Source organism: Kitasatospora sp. NPDC048296 (genome assembly GCF_043201815.1).
Classification (GTDB): Bacteria; Actinomycetota; Actinomycetes; order Streptomycetales; family Streptomycetaceae; genus Kitasatospora.
This window is the reverse complement of the sequence record NZ_JBICZB010000111.1, coordinates 1-16,822: the sequence shown is the minus strand read 5'-3', so window position 1 is coordinate 16,822 and position 16,822 is coordinate 1. Positions and strand designations below refer to the sequence as shown.

Below are 16,822 nucleotides of genomic sequence, written 5' to 3'. Positions count from 1 at the left end.
ACGTCAACAGTTCACCACCCCTCCAGCTTTCACCTTCGAGTGCACTCAAGGTCAAGTCCGACGCGGAGTTGGCTTGATCCAGTCCCCGAACCCGCCGTCGAGCACCAGCTCCGCGAGCCGCGCGTAGCCGCCCGCGCCCGGGTGGGCGCCGTCCGCCGCCCCGGCCTCGGCCGTCCAGGTCGGGTCCTCGGCCAGTGCCCCGGTGACGTCGACGAACGGGACGCCGGAGGAGGCGCAGAGTTCGGCCATCGCGGGGACGAGCCGCAGCAGCCGCGCCAGGTGGTCCGGGCCCTGACCGACCACCGGGGGCGGGCCGACCACCAGGGCGGCGATGCCGCGCTCGCGGGCGCCGTCGAGCAGGGCGGCGAGGTTGGCCAGGGTGTCCGGATGCGCGACCCGGGGCGCCCCTCCTTCCGTCACCGCGTCGTTGGCGCCGAAGGAGAGCACCAGCCGGTGGTCGGCCCCGGGCAGGGTTCGGACCTCGACCTCGGCCCAGCAGCGCTGCCGCACCTGCGCCGAGGTCTGACGGCGGACGCCGAGGTTGAAGGCGGTGGCGTGCGGCGCGGCGGTCTGGAGCACCCGGCCGACCCAGCCGCGGAACTCCGGGTCGCCGAGGCCCTGGACGAAGGAGTCGCCGAGGAAGCAGATCCGCGGGCCGTCGAAGGGATCACCTGGCGTTCGTATGGTCATCAGGCCACCGTAGGGATGTGAGCGGGGCGCGCGCCTCCGCTTTCACCACCGGGCCCCGGGACCGGGCGGTCGGCCCCGGCGGTTCGACCGGACGGGAGGAACCTTCGCCCCCGGACGGTCCGCCGAGCCCGCGGCGGCCGACCATCCGGCAAACCGGCGCGTAGGAGCCCGCCCCCACGCGCCCCGCACCACCGGGCGCCGCCCGTCCGGTCTTGGCAGGGCGCTCCGGGACGGTCGACGCTCTGTGCACAGCCGATCATCTCGGCCCGTCACCACGGAAGTTGGGGTAGAAATGTCGCTCTCGCGCACCCGCGTCGCCGCCCTCGCCCTGTTCGTCGCCGCCGGCACCGCGCTGGCCGTCCCGGCCCAGGCCGCCGGCGGGCACCGCGCGCTCAGCCACTTCGACGACGGCAGCTTCGAGTCCCCCAAGGCCCCGGCGGGCGGCTTCACCGAACTGGTCGCCGGCCAGACCATCGGCCCGTGGCGGATCACCAACGGCAGCGTCGACCTGATCGGCGCGGGCATGTGGCAGGCCGCCGAGGGCGACCAGTCCATCGACCTCAACGGCGCCGACTCCGGCACCATCGCCCAGACCTTCACCACCGTCCCCGGCACCACCTACTCGGTGACCTACGCCCTGGCCGGCAACCCCGCCGGCGGAGTCCCCCTGCGCACCGGCAAGGCGCTCATCGACGGACAGGACTTCCAGGACTTCTCCTTCGACGTCACCGGGAAGACCGCGACCGCGATGGGCTACGTGGGAAGGCAGTTCAGCTTCGTCGCGCAGAACTCCGCCACCACCCTGACCTTCGAGAGCACCGTCGGGGGCGCGTACGGGCCGGTGCTGGACAACGTGCAGGTGAAGGAGTGCAAGCCCTGCTGCTGACCCTGAACCGCTGATGTCCCGGCCGGGTGGGGTCGTCCGGCGCCCGCATGCCGCGCAGGCGCGTGACGGCCTCACCCGGACGGTCGGCCGAAGGCGCCCTGCCCCACGGCGTACCGCTGCTCCGCGGGCGGCAGCTCGCCGGGCGACACCCCGCCGATCGGCGCCTGAGCCGCCGCGACCAGCCGGGACGCCAACTCCTCGGCCAGGCGGGCGGCGTGGCCGCGCCGACGGCGGGCCAGGGCCAGGCCCAGGTGGCGCCGGGGGCCGGGCTCGGCGAGCGGGAGGGCGACCAGGTCCGGGTGCCGGGTCAGGCCGATCTCGGGGATCAGTGCGATCCCGATGCCGGCCCGGACGAGCGACTGGGCGAAGTCGTAGTCCGTCGCGGTGCAGGAGATCCGCAGCTCGACGCCGGCCAGGGCAGCGTGGCGGGCGAGCTGGCCGGCGGACTTGTGGCAGCCCAGGATCCAGCGCTGGTCCGCGAGTTCGGCCAGGTGCGGGGGCTCGGGCCGGGCCCGGTAGCGGGCCGCGGCCGGGTGGCGGCGCGGCAGGACGACCCGCAGCGGGTCCTCGCCCAGCGCGGTCCAGTCCAGGCCGGAGCGGTCGCCGGGCCGGGCGGGCGGCGGGCCGTCGAGGTGGTAGGCGAGGGCGAGGTCGGCCCGGCCCTCGCGGACGGCGGGCAGGCTCTCCTCCGGTTCCGCCTCCAGGATCGTCAGCTCCACCTCCGGGTGGTCGGCGACGAATCCGGCCAGGGCCGAGGGCAGCAGCCGTCGGCCGCCGCTGGCGAAGGCGGCGACGGTCAGGGCGGTGCGCACGGCGGTCAGCTTCTCGATCCGCTGCTGGGTGTCGGCCAGTTCGGCGGCGATCGCGTCGGCCGCCTCCACCAGCAGCCGCCCCGCGTCGGTGAGCGTGACGCCGCGCGTGGAGCGCTCGACCGCGGGCGCGCCGAGGCCGCGCTCCAGTGCGGCGATCTGCTGCGAGACCGCCGAGGGTGTGCAGTGCAGCGCCACGGCCGCCCGGTTGAAGCTGCCGCAGCGGGCGACTTCCCGCAGGACCGCGAGCCGCTGAACGTCGATCAACAGTTCTCCTAATGATGGGGCATCTACATCGACACTACTGCTGTCGAGCCGGGCCGGGCAGGCTGATCACCGAGAACGGACAGCGAACGGACAGCGAACGGACCGGGGAGGGATCGCGAGCAGTGGACGTGTGCGTGATCGGAGGCAGCCGCTACTTCGGAAGACGGCTGATCGAGGACCTGCGGGACGCGGGCGCGACGGTGACCGTCGTCAACCGCGGCTCGACCCCCGCACCCCGGGGCGTGACCCACCTACGCGCCGACCGCGACGACGAGAGCGCGCTGCACGCGGCCCTCGCCGACCGGCGCTTCGACACCGTCGTCGACCAGGTCTGCTACACGCCCGTCCAAGCGGCCGTCGCCGCCCGGGTCTTCGCCGACCGCACCCCTCGCTACCTGCTGACCTCCACGGTCGAGGTGTACGCCCACCTCGGCCGCCCCAGCGGGCCACCCCTCGCGGAGGAGACGGTCGACCTGTCGGCCCAGCCGGTGGACCTGCGACTCCCCTGGACGGACCCGGCGTTCCAGGAGGCCCACTACGGCGAGGGCAAGCGTCAGGCGGAGGCCCTGCTCACCCGGCGGGCGCCCTTCGACGTCGCCACCGTGCGCACCGCGCACGTCCTCGGCGGCGCCGACTTCACCGGACGGCTGGCGCACCACGTGGAGCGGATCGAGCGCGGCCTGCCGGTGGCCGTCCACCCCGCGCCGCAGAGCGCTTCCTTCATCCACGAGACGGAGATCGCCCGGTTCCTGGGCTGGGCCGCGACGGCCGACTTCACCGGGGCCGTCAACGCCGCCTCCCACGGAACGCTGGACGTACGCGAGTTGTGCGCGGCGATCGGCCGCGAGCTGGGCACCGCGCCAGTGCTGACGGAAGGGGCCGGTGAGCCGCTCTCACCGTTCTCCTTCGACCGCTGCTACGCGATGGACACCGGCCGGGCGGCCCGCCTCGGCTTCCGCTTCTCCCCGATCACCGACTGGCTCCCCCAGGCCGTCAAGGAGGCCCGGCGATGACGCCCGCTCCCGCACTGCCCGTCGCCACCCAGACCACCCGCGCCGTCGACGCCACCCGCGCCATCGGCGGCGTCACGGTGAGCGCGGTCGGCCTCGGCGCGATGCCGCTGTCCGTCGAGGGCCGCCCCGACCAGGACCAGGCCGTCCGCACGATCCACGCCGCCCTCGAAGCGGGCGTGACGCTGATCGACACCGCCGACAGCTACCACTGGCACGCCGGTGAACTCGGCCACAACGAACGCCTCATCGCCCGCGCGCTCGCCGCCCACGGCAGCGGCACGGACGAGGTGCTGGTCGCCACCAAGGGCGGCCGGGGCCGCCCCGGCGACGGCACGTGGACCGTCAACGGCGACCCCCGCCACCTGCGCCGCGCCGCCGAGGCCTCGGCACAGCGGCTCGGCGTGGCGGCCATCGGCCTCTACCAGCTCCACAAGCCCGACCCGGCCGTCCCCTTCACCGACTCCGTCGGTGCGCTGCGCGACCTCGCGGACGCCGGCACCATCCGGATGGTCGGCCTCTCCAACGTGGACTGCGAGCAGATCCGCACCGCCCGGGAGATCCTCGGCCCGCGCCTGGTCTCGGTGCAGAACCGTTTCTCCCCCGCCCACCCCGCCACCCGCGACACCCTCGACCTGTGCACCGAACTCGGCCTGGCCTTCCTGCCCTGGAGCCCGCTCGGCGGGATCTCGCCCAGCGCCGTCGACGACCCGGGCACCGGCGCCCCGGCCTCGGACACGCCCTTCCACACCCTCGCCCGCGCCCACGGTGTCAGCCCGCAGCGGGTCTGCCTCGCCTGGCACCTGGCACAGTCCCCCGCCGTCATCCCGATCCCGGGCGCACGCCGCCCGGCCGCCATCCGCGACTCGGCCGCGGCGGGGCAACTCACCCTCTCGGCACGGGAGCTGGCGCAACTGTCGCACCGTCCTTAAACCCACCCTAAAACCTGCCCTCGGTGGGCTTTCGAACGTCGGGAAGTGCTTGACGTGCACAGCTGGTCTAGTCCAGTTTGAACCTCAGCACCGCGCTCCTCCCCCGTACCGCGCCAGCCCCCATGCTGCCGCCCGCCCCGCGTCCGACCACCTTCGCGGCGCGGGCGGCCCACCGTCCCGAGAGGCACCCCCATGCCCAGCGCGCTCCAGCACGCCCCCACCCACCGCCGACCGGCCGGACCAAACTGCTGAGCCTCGCCGCCGCGACCGTGCTCGCGGCCAGCGGCCTGGCCGCCCTCGCCGGGAACGCCGGCGCCGCCGACGGCAACCTGCTCGCCAACGCCGGGTTCGAGAGCGGCGCGCTCGACCCGTGGAGCTGTTCCGGCGGGACCGGCAGCGTCGTCAACTCCGGTGCGCACAGCGGGAACTACGCGCTCAAGGGGGCGGCGAGCGCGAGCGACACCGCGCAGTGCTCCCAGACCGTGAGCGTCCAGCCCGACACCACGTACAACCTCAGCGCCTGGGTGCAGGGCCAGTACGTCTACCTCGGCGTGACCGGCAGCGGCGTCACCGACCCGGCCACCTGGACCGTCGGCGGCCCCAACTGGCAGCAGCTGTCGACCAGTTTCACCACCGGCCCGAGCACCACCAGCGTCACCGTCCACCTGCACGGCTGGTACGGGCAGGGCGCCTACCTGGCCGACGACATCACCCTCACCGGCCCCGGCGGCGGCAATCCCAGCACCCCGCCGACCACCGGCACGCCCACCGGCACCCCCACGGGCACCCCCACCGGCGGCCCTGGCACCCCGCCGCCGAACGTCCCGCTGCCGGTCGCCCCGTACATCGACATGGGCGCCTGGCCCACCCCGGCCATGCCCGACATGGCCAAGGCCGGCGGCGTCAAGGGCTACACCATGGGCTTCGTCACCGGCGCCGGCTGCAAGGCCAGCTGGTTCAACGCCTACGACCCGCGCACCGGTTGGGCCAAGGACCAGGTCGACGCGCTGCGCGCGGCCGGCGGCGACGTCAAGCTCTCGTTCGGCGGCGCCAGCGGCACCGAACTCGCCGCCGCCTGCGGCTCGGTGGACTCGCTGTTCGCCGAGTACGACGCGGTCGTCAACGCCTACAACCTGCGCTACGTCGACTACGACATCGAGGGCGCGGCGATCGCCGACACCGCCTCCAACGACCGCCGCTCCGCCGCGCTCGCCAAGCTCCAGCAGGCCCACCCCGGCCTCAAGGTCTCGCTCACCCTGCCCGTCCTGCCCGAGGGCCTGACCAGCGAGGGCGTCGCGATCGTCAAGTCCGCCCGCGACGCCGGGGTCGACCTCGACCTGGTCAACATCATGGCGATGGACTACTACCGCTCCGGCGCCGACTACGGCAACGCCGCCGTCCAGGCCGCGCAGTCGCTCTTCGGCCAGCTCAAGGCGCTCTACCCGGCGAAGACCGACGCCCAGCTGTGGGCCATGGTCGGGGTCACCCCGATGATCGGCGAGAACGACGACCACCAGATCTACAACCAGGCCGCCGCCCAGCAGTTGGTGACGTTCGCCAAGCAGAACCACCTCGGCCTGCTGGCCTTCTGGGACGCCACCCGGGACGCCAACGCCTGCACCGGCGGCTCACTGTCGAAGTGCACCAACATCCCGCAGCAGCCGTACGAGTTCGCGAAGATCTTCAGCCAGTACGCGGGCTGATCCCGGTGTCCGAGGTGCCGGTGGTTCGGGGGGCCGCCGGCACCTCGGCGTCTGCGGGTGGGTGTCTGGAATCCGTCAACGGCGGAGTCCGTTCGCCCGGGAACGATCTAGCATGCGGTGATGTCGGCCGTACGGTCGGTAATCGTCTGATGTGATCGGGGTTTCCGTGCGTCGTCGCCTGTTCCGCGCCACCCTCGCCTCCGCCGCCGCCCTCGGGTTCGGCGCCGCCACCGCGCCCGCCGCGGATGCCGCACCTGCCGCCGCGGATTGCCCGCGGGGGTACTTCTGCCTGTTCGAGGGCCCGCATCAGACCGGACGGGTACTGCTCGCCGAGGACGCGCACGTGACGAAGGGATCGTTCCAACTGCGCGAGCTGGATGCCATCGAGCCGTCGGTCCTCCCCCGCTCCGTCCGCAACCCGATTCCGGACAGCTTCGGCTGCATCGTCCGGCTGAACGACCAGCCCCACTTCGCCGGCAGTGAGCAGGAGGTCTCCGGCTTCGGCGACCACGAGCTCGACGGTCGCCGGGTGGGCTCGCTCACGCCCGACTGCGGCTGAGGCCGAACCGGCGGAAATTGACATCTCATCGTCCCGGACCGTCGATTACAGTCCGTCCCACTTGTACGACAAAGGGGGCGGACATGACGGTCCGGGACGACCACGACCAGCTCGACACGATCTTTCCGACCGGCGACGCCGCCTGCGCGGCGGGCCTCACCCCCGAGGAACTCGCCGCGTTCAGCCACACCCTCGGCCGGCTGCGCGCACTCCCACCGCAGGACCGCACCCGACTGCACGCCGAGCGGCAGCTCAGCTCCTTCGTGATGGAGAGCCGCAAGCGCCGCCGCCAGGAGGCGAAGCAGGCCGTCCGGCAGGCCGACGCCGAGCTGCTCGCCACCACCGCCACCGGCGGCCGGCGCCGCCGCGAGGACGCGCCGCTCGCCCCGGCCACGGGAGGGCAGGTCGGCGAGCTGCAGATCCCGCGCAAGTGCTATGTCTGCAAACAGACCTACCGCCAGGTCGACGGCTTCTACCACATGCTCTGCCCGGACTGCGCGGCCGACAACACCGCCCGCCGGGCCCTCGGCACCGACCTGCGCGGGCGCCGCGCGCTGCTCACCGGCGGGCGGGTGAAGATCGGCTTCCAGCTCGCGCTGATGCTGCTGCGGGACGGCGCCGAGCTGATCACCACCAGCCGCTTCCCGCAGGACACCGTGCGCCGCTTCCGCGCCGCCGAGGGCAGCGAGCAGTGGTGGGAGCGGCTGACCGTGGTCGGCATCGACCTCCGCGACCCTCGCCAGGTCCTGGGACTGACCGAGGAGTTGCGGGCGGACGGCCGCCCGCTGGACATCCTGGTCAACAACGCCGCGCAGACCCTGCGCCGTCCGCCGCAGTCCTACGCCCTGCTGACGGCGGGCGAGTCCACCGCGCTGCCCGCGGCCGACCGCCGGGCGATCACCCACGCCCCCGGCTTCCGGCCGCTCTCCGGCGCCGCCGCCCAACTTCCCTCGGGCGCCGGGTCCTTGCTGGACTTCACCGACGAGGCCGGACTGCTGCCCGACCTCGCACCCACCAACTCCTGGTCCGCCACGCTCGGTTCGCTCGACCCGGCGGAGATACTGGAGACCCAGCTGGTCAACGCCCTGGCCCCGGCCCTGCTCTGCGACCGGCTGCTGCCACTGCTGCTCGCCTCCCCGCGCCCCGCCCGCTACATCGTCAACGTCACGGCGGTGGAGGGCCGGTTCGCGGTCCGCAACAAGACCGCGCGCCACCCGCACACCAACATGGCCAAGGCCGCGCTCAACATGCTCACCCGAACCAGCGCGGCCGAACTCGCCACCCGGGGCGTGCACATGTGCGCCGTCGACACCGGCTGGATCACCGACGAGAACCCGGCCCCGAAGAAGACCCGGATCGCCGCCCAGGGCTTCCGCACCCCGCTGGACATCGTGGACGGCGCGGCCCGGGTGTACGACCCGATCGTGCGCGGCGAGGCGGGGCACCCGGCGTCGGGGGTGTTCCTGAAGGACTACCGGGTGGCGGAGTGGTGACGGCTCAGGTGTCGTAGCAGCCGTCCGGTGACAACGGCCCGGCCCGGGAGCGACCCCCGGGCCGGGCCGTTCGGTGTGCTCAGGCGTGCTCAGCGGCCGGTGGGCAGGTTGGCCCCACCGGTGCAGTCGAGGACGATGCCGGTGACGAAGGTGTTCGCCGCCAGCATGTGGATCGCCCGGGCGACGTCCTCGGGGCGGCCGACCCGGCCGACCGGGGTGGTGGCGGCGAGGCCGTCGAAGAGCGCGGTGCGCTGCTCGGCGGGGACGCGGTCCCACCACGGGGTGTCGACGACGCCGGGCGAGACGGCGTTGACCCGCAGCGGGGCGAGTTCGACGGCCAGCGGCGGGACCATCGCCTCCAGGGCGCCGTTGATGGCGGCCAGACCGGCGGTGCCGGGGATGGCGGCACGGGCGGAGGCGGCGGTGATCAGGGTGACCGAGCCGTCCCCACGCAGGTGCGGCAGCGCCGACTGCAGGACCCGGACCTGCGGCCAGAACTTGGCGTTGAAGCCGGTGGCGAGGTCGGCCAGGTCGAGCTGGGCGAACGGCCCGCTGCCGGCCGCACCGCTGACCGCGACCACCAGGTGGTCGACGGTGCCGAGTTCGGCGAAGAAGGCCGCGATGGCGGCCCGGTCGGTCGCGTCCACCTGCTGACCGGTGGTCTTGCCGCCGATCCGGGTGACGGCGGCGTCCAGCTTCCCGCGGTCGCGCCCGGTGATCACGACCTCGGCGCCGTCCGCCGCGAAGGCGGTGGCGGCCGCCTCGCCGATGCCGGAGCTGCCACCCATCACGACGACGCGCTGTCCGGCGAAGAGGTTCGATGCAGTGCTCATGGTGCTGGGCCCTTCCGGCTTGGTCGAGTTCTTGTCGAGACCGCTGGTTCCGACAATGATGTTTGCCGAGACTGATAGTCTTGTCAAGCGAGGCGGGAAGAAAGGGACACCACCATGAGCGGGACCAACCCCCGAGCCGAGCAGAACCCGTCCGCGCGAGCGCACACCGGCCGCCGCCGCAACGAGGCCGCCCACCGCGCGATCCTGGACGCCGCGCTGCTCCTGCTCGCCGAGTCCGACGGCACGCCCGTCACCGTCGACGCGATCGCCCGTACGGCGGGCGTCGGCAAGCAGACCGTCTACCGCTGGTGGCCCTCCAAGGGCGCCGTCCTGCTCGACGCCCTCACCGACCGCGCCGACCAGGACGTCCCCGGCCCGGACACCGGCGCCCTGCGCACCGACCTGCGCGCCTTCATCGCCGACACCTTCGGCGCCGCCCAGCGCGGCACCACCGCCTCCGCGCTGCGCACCCTCACCCGCGAGGCCGCCCGCGACCCGCACCTGGCCGAGCTGATGCAGAGCTTCACCGCCACCCGTCGGACCGAGCTGCGCGAGCTCCTCTCCCGGGGGCGCGAGCGCGGCGAACTGGCCGGGGACGCCGACCTGGACCTGATCGTGGACCAGGTCTACGGGGTGTTCTGGTACCGCTTCCTGCTCGGACACGGCCCGTTGGACGACGCCGTCGCCGAGCGGCTGACCGACACCCTCATCACGGGGAACGACCGACCGGGAACCGGGAAGGACTAACCGGGCTCGCCCCGCCGCCGCACCAGCGGCAGGTACACCTCGTCCACGATCTCCACCAGGACGTCGTCGGGCGCGGTCGGCACACCGCGCACGACGAACTCGTTGCGCAGCAGCACGATCGCCACCGTCGCCACCCTCGGGTGCAGCGCCTCGGGCGCCGCCTCGCCGCGGGCGACGGCGCGGCCCAGCACGGTGAGCCAGGGCGCGGCCGCCGCGTCGCCGGACTGGTCCTGCAACTGCGCCAGGACCTCCGCCGCGCCGCCCGCCGCGGCCAGCAGGTCACGCAGCACCCCGCCGAGCGGCGAGCTCCAGTGCCGGTTCGCCTGACGCAGCAACTCCAGGACGTCGCCGCGCAGTTCACCCGTGTCGGGGAGCGGAGCGGCCTTGGCGAGCTGCTTGTAGGCGGCGATGCCGAGGGAGATGCGGTTCGGCCAACGGCGGTAGATGGCGTTCTTGTTGGTGCCCGCGCGGGCGGCGACCTTGTCCATGGTCAGCCCGGCGAACCCGGACGCGGCGAGCTCCGCGACCGCCGCCTGGAGGATCGCCTCCTCCAGCGCCGCACCGCGCCGCCGCGTCTGCCCGGCCATGCCCACGCTCCGCCCTCACTGTCGCCCGTACCGCCCCATCCTTCTTGCCATCCCGAACCAACGGCAACTACGGTACTCGGCGTACCGTAAATTTTCGATTCGCCACGAAGGCAGGAGACCATGCGCGCCAAAGGAATCAGCTACGACACCGGCTTCCTCAGGGACGGTGCGTACTCACGCAAGCAGTTAGACCCGGAGACGGTCGAGCGGGAGCTGCGGATCATCCGCGACGAACTGCACTGCACCGCCGTCCGGATCATGGGCGGGGACGCGGACCGGATCGAGCTCGCCGCCGGGTACGCGGCCGACCTCGGCCTGGAGGTCTGGTTCTCCCCGTACCCACTGGAGCTGACCGGTGCGGAGATGCTGCGGCTGTTCGCCGACTGCGCCGGGCGGGCGGAACGGCTGCGGCAGCGCGGAGCCGAGGTGGTGTTCGTGGCCGGCGCCGAGCTCAGCCTGATGAACCCGGGCTTCCTGCCCGGCGACACCACGGACGAGCGGATCGCGCTGCTCGCCCGGCCGGAGGCGGTACGGGAGCACCTCGGCGCGGTCAGCGGCAAGGTCAACGCCTTCCTCCGCACGGCCGTGGCCGCAGTCCGCGAGCACTTCGAGGGCCCGGTCACCTACGCCGCCGTCCCGCTGGAACGTGTCGACTGGACGCCCTTCGACGTCGTCTCCCTCGACCTCTACCGCTCCGCCGAGACCGCCGACCACTTCGCCGACGGCGTCCGCGACCTGACGGCGCAGGACAAGCCCGTCGCCATCACCGAGTTCGGCTCCGCCACCTACCGCGGTGCGGGCGACCGGGGCGCGCTCGGCCTGGAGATCGTCGAGTACGGCCCCGACGGCCCGGTGCGCCTCGACGCCGCCTACGAGCGCGACGAGCCCGGCCAGGCCGCGTACGTCCGCGAGTTGCTGGAGGCCTTCGACGCCGGCGGGATCGACGCCGCCTTCGTGTTCACGTTCGCGTTGTACGACTTCGTCCACCGCCCGGACGGCGACCCGCGCGAGGATCTCGACCTGGCCAGCTACGGCGTGGTCAAGGTCCACGAGGACCGCCCCGGCCTCCCCTGGGAGCGGAAGGACGCCTTCACGGCGGTCGGCGACTACTACCGGACGCACTGACGCCCCCGGTGGGCGCAGGAAGTCGGCCGGTCCGACTTCCTGCGCCCACCGGGTTCAAGCGGTGCGGCGACGGTAGTACGCGATGCCGAGGGCGATGGTGATCGGGCCCCAGAGCATCGCGGGGCCGATACAGACCCGGGCCAGGGCCTCCCACCACCCGTTGCTGAACCCGACCTCGTCCAGCACGCCGAGCCAGGCGAGCGGCTGGAGCCCGAACAGACCGAACAGCACCAGCCCGCCCAGCACCGTCGCGACGAGCGGCCCGAGCGGCGGCACCCGGCGCCCCCGCAGGAACGGCACCCAGCGCGGGAACACCTCGCCCCAGCCGCTGACCATCCCCAGGGTGAGCAGCGCCAGCGCCTCGGTGATCAGGCTCAGGGCGAACACGTACGGGGTGAACCACCAGACGTACGGCCCGGCGTTCGGGTCGACGGTGCCCATCCGGAAGTCGAACGCGAACGGCAGCCGCCACAGGCAGTGCGGCAGGACGACGAACGGGAGGGCCTTGGCGAGGCGCAGGGCCCAACGGGGGACAGGGCGTTCGGTGTCACCGACCGGAATGTTCTTCAGCATGGGTCCACCCTCGCGGACACCGCCCCGGCCCCGCCTCCACCGCGGGGACCGACCCCCTCCCCCGCGCGAGCTAACTGCCGCTCGTCACACAGGTGGAGGCGTGCGGGCCCGCCTCGCTCCGGCGAGCCCGCAGAGCTGCCACCCCGTCAGGACTTGGCGCCCAGGCCGAAGGCGGTGACCAGGAGCCCGAGGGCGTACGGGGTCTCGGCGCCGTTCAGGGCGGTCGGGTCGACCGAGTACACGACCTTGCGGGCGAGATCGCGGGTGGCGAAGACGCCGCTGGTGTAGCCGGGGCGGGAACCGGTCTTGCCCCAGGCCACGACCCCGTTGGCCTCAAGGCGCTCGAGCCCCATGCTCATGCACGCCTTGCCGCCCGGGCAGTGGCTGCTGTGATCGGCGACGAGCACGTCGGGGACGGTGAACAGCTTCTCCTGCTCGGCCGACGGGAGGAGGCGGCCCCGGAACAGAGCGGTCATGAAGCGGTCCAGGTCGGGGGCGCTGGAAATCATGCCGCCCTCGGCCCAGGGCCAGGGGCTCTGCTCGGTCACGTCCACGCGGTGCGAGCCGCCGTCCGCGTCGGGGACGGTCAGGTACGGGTGGGTGGCGGGGTGCCGCAGCTCCGGGTCGTCGGCGTCCGGGAGGGAGGTGTCGTGCAGGCCGAGCGGGCGGATGATCCGCTCGCGCAGCTCGTCGGCGTAGCTGTTGCCGGTGACCTTCTCGACGATCAGCCCGGCGACGAAGGTGTTCATGCCGTTGTACTGCTGGGCGGCGCCGGGCTGGAAGCCCAACGGCTGGCCGGCCATCGTGGCGAGGACCTGCTCGGGGGTGAACGAGTCGAAGCGGTGAGCCTCGAACCAGGTGGTGGTGCCGTCGCCCCAGGGCGCGTTGGAGCCGCCGGGCAGTCCACTGGTGTGGTTCAGCAGCTGGCCGACCTTGACCGAGGCGTAGGGGAAGTCCGGGAGGTACTGCTGGACGGTGGCGTCCAGGTCGATCCGGCCCTCGGCGGCGAGCTGGAGGACGACGGTGGCGGTGAAGACCTTCGAGATCGACCCGACCCGGAACCTGCCCTGCGGGTCCACGTCCGTGCCGTCCTCCGCCGAGGTGCCCTCGAAGCGCCCGGAGGAACCGGTGACGCGCACGAAGGCGGCGGAGACGTCGGCGGCGGGCCGCTTGGCGAGGGCTGCCCGGACAGCGGCCGGGTCGAGCGGCGGCAGCGCGGACGCACTCGCCGAAGCGGACGCACCGGCCGACGGGGTGGCGGGCGTCGCGGCGAGGGCGGGCGCGCCCGCCCCGACCGTCAGCGCGGCCGCCAGGGCGCCGGCGGCGGCGACAACGGCCCAACGGGTGCGGTGCGTGTAGGCGTTCACGGTGCGGTCCATCTCCAGACTGATCGTCATCCGGGCCGGTTCGTTTCCCGGCCAGCACGAAGAGTCTCCCGAACCCGGGCGCCAAGATCATCGGGGTCGGGCCCTGATGATCCCCTGATTTTCTGTCAGGGATGACCCGGAACTCCTAGCCTCAAGAGGGCAGGTCATGCCGTCTCAGTTCACCTTGGGAGGGTTCACGATGCAGCAACCGAGACATGTCGTAGTGACCGGCAGCGCCGGGTTGGTCGGCTCGGCGATCGTGCGCCGACTGAGAGCCGCGGGCCGCCCGGTCGTCGGCGTCGATCGCCTGCCCTCCCCCGACACGTCCGTGGTGGCGGACCTGCGCGATCCCGGGGCGTGGCGCCATGTGCTGCCCGGGGCAGGGGCGGTCGTCCACACGGCGGCTCTGCACGCGCCGCACGTCGGCGTGCACCCGGACGACGAGTTCCACGAGATCAACGTCCTGGCGACCCGGGACCTACTGGACGCGTCCATCGCCGCAGGAGTGCGCCGTTTCGTCTACACGAGCTCGACCTCGATGTACGGGTATGCGCTGGAGCCGACGGACGCGGCGGTCTGGATCACCGAGGACGTCACCTGTCGTCCGCGCGACATCTATGACGAGACGAAACTCGCGGCCGAACGTCTGGTGCTCGGCGCGGCGGGCGCGTTGGGCACGGTGTGCCTGCGCATCGCCCGCTGCTTCCCCGAACCGCCGGCGGTCCAGGCCAGGCACCGGCTCTACCGGGGTGTGGACATCTCCGATGTCGCAGAGGCCCACCTGCTCGCTGTCCAGGGCACCCGGGAGGCGGGCGGAGTACTGAACATCGCCGGCCCGTACCCGTGGTGGCGGAAGGAGGACCTGCGGCAACTGCGGCACGGTCCCGCCGCGCTCATCACACAGCGGGCCCCCGAGGTGGCGGCCGGCTTCGGCCGGTACGGATGGACGTTGCCGACGTCGATCGACCGGGTGTACGTGTCGGCGCGAGCGGGTGCGGTGCTCGGCTACCGCGCCCGTCACGGGGTGACGGCGCTGCTGGCCGAGGCAGGGCCGGACGCCCGCTGGAAGCCGGTTTCCAGGAACCGATCGACTGAGCCGACTGCCTGCTCCGGGCAGTAGGGCTAGCGAGGCTGAGGAGCGGGAAGTCGGCGGGACCGACTTCCCGCTCCTCTTGTTCCACGGGGTTGCAGTGGGGCTTGAAGTGGGCTGCGGGGTGCGGTGGTTGTAGTGGTGGCCGGTGATGAGGGGGTAGGCCCAGGCGAGCAACGCGAGGAGCAGGGCGAAGGGGAGGAGGGTGCAGAGGGTCGCGCTGCCCGGACTATGGCGGGGTTCAGGGGGCATCGGGGGCGGTGGTCGCGGTGGGGAGGTCGAGTTCGGCCCAGACGGTCTTGGAGTTGGGGTGGCGGGGGATGGTGCCCCAGCGGTCGGCGAGGGCGTCGATGAGGGTGAGGCCCCGGCCGGACTGGGCGTTGGGGAGGTGGACGGTGGGGAGGGCGGGGAGCTTGTCACCCCTGGGGTCGCTGATCTCGATGCGGAGGGTGGTGCCCCGGCGCACGGTGGTGGTGAGGGCGAGGTGCAGCTCGAAGCCGCGCCCCGGAACGCGTCCGTGCGAGATCGCGTTCGCGGCCAGCTCGGCGACGATGAGGAGCGCGGAGTAGAACGGCTCGGTGTGGCTGAAGTTGATTCCCCAGGCGGTGAGTTGACGTCGGGCGATGCGGCGGCAGATGGCGGCGCCCTTGGGCGTGGCGGTGAGGGTGGCGGTGTGGCTGCGGGGCCTGTCGAGGGGGATTTCGGTCGTCATGGGAGAAAAGCGTGGCGGTGCGGACGTACGCTGACCACGGATCTGACGGGCACGGAGCGTGCTTGTGCGGATGCGGAGGGTCGGCTTGTCAGCTGGCCCAGATCAATCGATCGCAAGCACGTGTGAGCAAGGGGCGGGTGGTACCCATGGGTGGCGTCGAGCGCACGGTGTTCGATGACGGTGAGACGGCGGAGAACTCGGACGGGGTCGCGGAGTTCTACAGCGCGGTCGGGAAGCTGATCAAGCTCTTCCGCGAGCGAGCCGGTATCACGCAGAAGCAGCTGGCCAAGATGACCGGCTACAGCGAGGACCTGGTCGGAGCGATCGAGCGAGGTGTCCGGACCCCGAGAGTCGAGTACCTGTCGGTGGTGGATGAACTTCTCGACGCGCGTGGCGCGTTGAAGGTCGTCGCGGACGACGTGATGAAGGCGAAGATCCGGGTCAGCGAGCGGCACCCGGCCTTCTCCAAGGCCTTCACGGTCGAGGAGAACCGGGCCATCGAGATCCACGACTACAGCACGATGGTGATCCCGGGGCTACTCCAGACCGAGGCGTACATCCGCGCTTTGTACGAGATGCGTCGACCGCTGCTCTCGCCCGAGAAGATCGACGAGTGGGTGGCGGTGCGGCTGGCCCGAAAGGAAATCCTGGCGCGCTGGCCCCTGCCGGTAATCACATGGGTGATCGACGAGAGCGTCCTCCGACGCCCCCTGGGCGGATGGGACGTCCACAAGGAGCAGCTCCAGCACCTTCTCAAGATCGGACAGATGCGAGGCCCCGAGCTCCAGGTCATGCCGCTCGACCGGATGAACCACGCCGGAATGGGCGGATCGTTCGCGCTTCTCACTCCGCCCGGCGGCAGGCCGCAGATCGGCTACGCGGCGGCGCAGCACGTGAATCGATTGATCACGGATCCGGCGGAAGTCCGTAATATGGCCGCACGGTACAGCAGTATCCGAGCCCAGGCCTTGGGGCTGAAGGAGTCCCTGGCCCTGATCGAAGCGATTCTGGGAGAGCGGTAGGCATGGCCGAGCTTGCATGGTTCAAGAGCAGCTACAGCACCAACGAGGACGCCAACTGCGTCGAGGTCGCCGACACCCCCGGTGTCGTCCACGTGCGTGACTCCAAGGACAAGAGCGGCCCGCAGCTGGCCTTCGAGCCGGCCGCGTGGAAGGCGTTCGTGGTGTTCGCCGCGACCGCCGAGGTCTGAACGGCCTCCCCTCAACGGCCCACCCCCTTCCACGCGGCGGGCCGTTGACACACCGTCATCGACCTCGCGCGCCCTCCAGCTCCCGCCGCATGAGGAAGCACATCGTCTCGTAACGACGGATCTCCCCGCAGGGCCCTTCCTCGTCCCACGCATCGGGCTTGCGGTCGTAGGCCATGTAGCCCAACCGCTCGTACAACGCGCGGGCCCGGGGGTGGTGAACTGTTGACGC

18 protein-coding genes are annotated in these 16,822 nt (G+C 72.4%); 11 read left to right on the top strand and 7 right to left on the bottom strand.

Features of this window, described 5'->3' with window-relative positions:
- Nucleotides 1–51: 51 nt before the first annotated feature.
- Nucleotides 52–690: a GDSL-type esterase/lipase family protein gene (locus tag ACGF12_RS36090; protein WP_393040055.1), complete on the bottom strand. Its 639-nt coding sequence runs from the start codon at nucleotides 688–690 to the stop codon at nucleotides 52–54.
- 292 nt (nucleotides 691–982) lie between these two features.
- Here ACGF12_RS36090 and ACGF12_RS36085 point away from each other — a divergent pair, with 292 nt between their 5' ends.
- A complete protein-coding gene (locus ACGF12_RS36085; RefSeq protein ID WP_393040052.1) occupies nucleotides 983–1,576 on the top strand; it encodes a choice-of-anchor C family protein in 594 nt (197 codons plus the stop codon).
- A gap of 71 nt (nucleotides 1,577–1,647) precedes the next feature.
- Here ACGF12_RS36085 and ACGF12_RS36080 read toward each other — a convergent pair whose 3' ends face one another.
- On the bottom strand, nucleotides 1,648–2,652 hold the full coding sequence (locus tag ACGF12_RS36080) for a LysR family transcriptional regulator (protein ID WP_393040050.1): 1,005 nt from the start codon (nucleotides 2,650–2,652) through the stop codon (nucleotides 1,648–1,650).
- A 134-nt stretch (nucleotides 2,653–2,786) separates the two neighbouring features.
- On the opposite strand from ACGF12_RS36080, the gene ACGF12_RS36075 reads away from it, so the two are divergent.
- The 5 genes from ACGF12_RS36075 to ACGF12_RS36055 all read left to right on the top strand — a co-directional run bounded on the left by ACGF12_RS36075 (nucleotide 2,787) and on the right by ACGF12_RS36055 (nucleotide 8,349).
- Nucleotides 2,787–3,665: an NAD-dependent epimerase/dehydratase family protein gene (locus ACGF12_RS36075; RefSeq protein ID WP_393040047.1), complete on the top strand. Its 879-nt coding sequence runs from the start codon at nucleotides 2,787–2,789 to the stop codon at nucleotides 3,663–3,665.
- The gene (locus ACGF12_RS36070) at nucleotides 3,662–4,594 is read left to right on the top strand and encodes an aldo/keto reductase (RefSeq protein ID WP_393040044.1); all 933 of its coding nucleotides are present in this window, start codon (nucleotides 3,662–3,664) and stop codon (nucleotides 4,592–4,594) included. The genes ACGF12_RS36075 and ACGF12_RS36070 overlap by 4 nt, the downstream gene beginning before the upstream one ends.
- Before the next feature lie 122 nt (nucleotides 4,595–4,716).
- A complete protein-coding gene (locus tag ACGF12_RS36065; RefSeq protein WP_393040041.1) occupies nucleotides 4,717–6,297 on the top strand; it encodes a carbohydrate binding domain-containing protein in 1,581 nt (526 codons plus the stop codon).
- A gap of 166 nt (nucleotides 6,298–6,463) precedes the next feature.
- Nucleotides 6,464–6,856 (top strand): peptidase inhibitor family I36 protein, encoded by a 393-nt coding sequence (locus ACGF12_RS36060; protein WP_393040038.1) that lies wholly within the window; start codon nucleotides 6,464–6,466, stop codon nucleotides 6,854–6,856.
- An 83-nt stretch (nucleotides 6,857–6,939) separates the two neighbouring features.
- On the top strand, nucleotides 6,940–8,349 hold the full coding sequence (locus ACGF12_RS36055) for an SDR family NAD(P)-dependent oxidoreductase (RefSeq protein ID WP_393040035.1): 1,410 nt from the start codon (nucleotides 6,940–6,942) through the stop codon (nucleotides 8,347–8,349).
- Between the two features lie 89 nt (nucleotides 8,350–8,438).
- Here the strand turns inward: ACGF12_RS36055 and ACGF12_RS36050 are convergent, their stop codons facing one another.
- On the bottom strand, nucleotides 8,439–9,182 hold the full coding sequence (locus ACGF12_RS36050) for an SDR family oxidoreductase (RefSeq protein WP_393040032.1): 744 nt from the start codon (nucleotides 9,180–9,182) through the stop codon (nucleotides 8,439–8,441).
- Nucleotides 9,183–9,296: 114 nt separating this feature from the next.
- Here ACGF12_RS36050 and ACGF12_RS36045 point away from each other — a divergent pair, with 114 nt between their 5' ends.
- Nucleotides 9,297–9,929 (top strand): TetR/AcrR family transcriptional regulator C-terminal ligand-binding domain-containing protein, encoded by a 633-nt coding sequence (locus ACGF12_RS36045; RefSeq protein WP_393040029.1) that lies wholly within the window; start codon nucleotides 9,297–9,299, stop codon nucleotides 9,927–9,929.
- Here ACGF12_RS36045 and ACGF12_RS36040 read toward each other — a convergent pair.
- The gene (locus ACGF12_RS36040; protein ID WP_393040026.1) at nucleotides 9,926–10,516 is read right to left on the bottom strand and encodes a TetR/AcrR family transcriptional regulator; all 591 of its coding nucleotides are present in this window, start codon (nucleotides 10,514–10,516) and stop codon (nucleotides 9,926–9,928) included. The two genes, ACGF12_RS36045 and ACGF12_RS36040, sit on opposite strands and share 4 nt — an antisense overlap.
- A gap of 120 nt (nucleotides 10,517–10,636) precedes the next feature.
- Here ACGF12_RS36040 and ACGF12_RS36035 point away from each other — a divergent pair, with 120 nt between their 5' ends.
- On the top strand, nucleotides 10,637–11,641 hold the full coding sequence (locus tag ACGF12_RS36035; RefSeq protein ID WP_393040023.1) for a hypothetical protein: 1,005 nt from the start codon (nucleotides 10,637–10,639) through the stop codon (nucleotides 11,639–11,641).
- 54 nt (nucleotides 11,642–11,695) lie between these two features.
- Here ACGF12_RS36035 and ACGF12_RS36030 read toward each other — a convergent pair whose 3' ends face one another.
- On the bottom strand, nucleotides 11,696–12,214 hold the full coding sequence (locus tag ACGF12_RS36030; protein ID WP_393040020.1) for a hypothetical protein: 519 nt from the start codon (nucleotides 12,212–12,214) through the stop codon (nucleotides 11,696–11,698).
- Nucleotides 12,215–12,360: 146 nt separating this feature from the next.
- Nucleotides 12,361–13,611, bottom strand: coding sequence for a serine hydrolase domain-containing protein (locus ACGF12_RS36025; RefSeq protein WP_393040017.1), 1,251 nt, complete (start codon nucleotides 13,609–13,611; stop codon nucleotides 12,361–12,363).
- 169 nt (nucleotides 13,612–13,780) lie between these two features.
- Here ACGF12_RS36025 and ACGF12_RS36020 point away from each other — a divergent pair, with 169 nt between their 5' ends.
- Nucleotides 13,781–14,701, top strand: coding sequence for an NAD-dependent epimerase/dehydratase family protein (locus tag ACGF12_RS36020; RefSeq protein ID WP_393040014.1), 921 nt, complete (start codon nucleotides 13,781–13,783; stop codon nucleotides 14,699–14,701).
- 211 nt (nucleotides 14,702–14,912) lie between these two features.
- Here ACGF12_RS36020 and ACGF12_RS36015 read toward each other — a convergent pair whose 3' ends face one another.
- Nucleotides 14,913–15,383 (bottom strand): ATP-binding protein, encoded by a 471-nt coding sequence (locus ACGF12_RS36015; protein ID WP_393040011.1) that lies wholly within the window; start codon nucleotides 15,381–15,383, stop codon nucleotides 14,913–14,915.
- Nucleotides 15,384–15,529: 146 nt separating this feature from the next.
- On the opposite strand from ACGF12_RS36015, the gene ACGF12_RS36010 reads away from it, so the two are divergent.
- Complete coding sequence (locus tag ACGF12_RS36010; RefSeq protein WP_393040007.1) at nucleotides 15,530–16,405, top strand: Scr1 family TA system antitoxin-like transcriptional regulator; 876 nt, start codon at nucleotides 15,530–15,532, stop codon at nucleotides 16,403–16,405.
- Between the two features lie 2 nt (nucleotides 16,406–16,407).
- Nucleotides 16,408–16,593 (top strand): DUF397 domain-containing protein, encoded by a 186-nt coding sequence (locus ACGF12_RS36005; protein WP_393040004.1) that lies wholly within the window; start codon nucleotides 16,408–16,410, stop codon nucleotides 16,591–16,593.
- Nucleotides 16,594–16,822 lie beyond the last annotated feature (229 nt).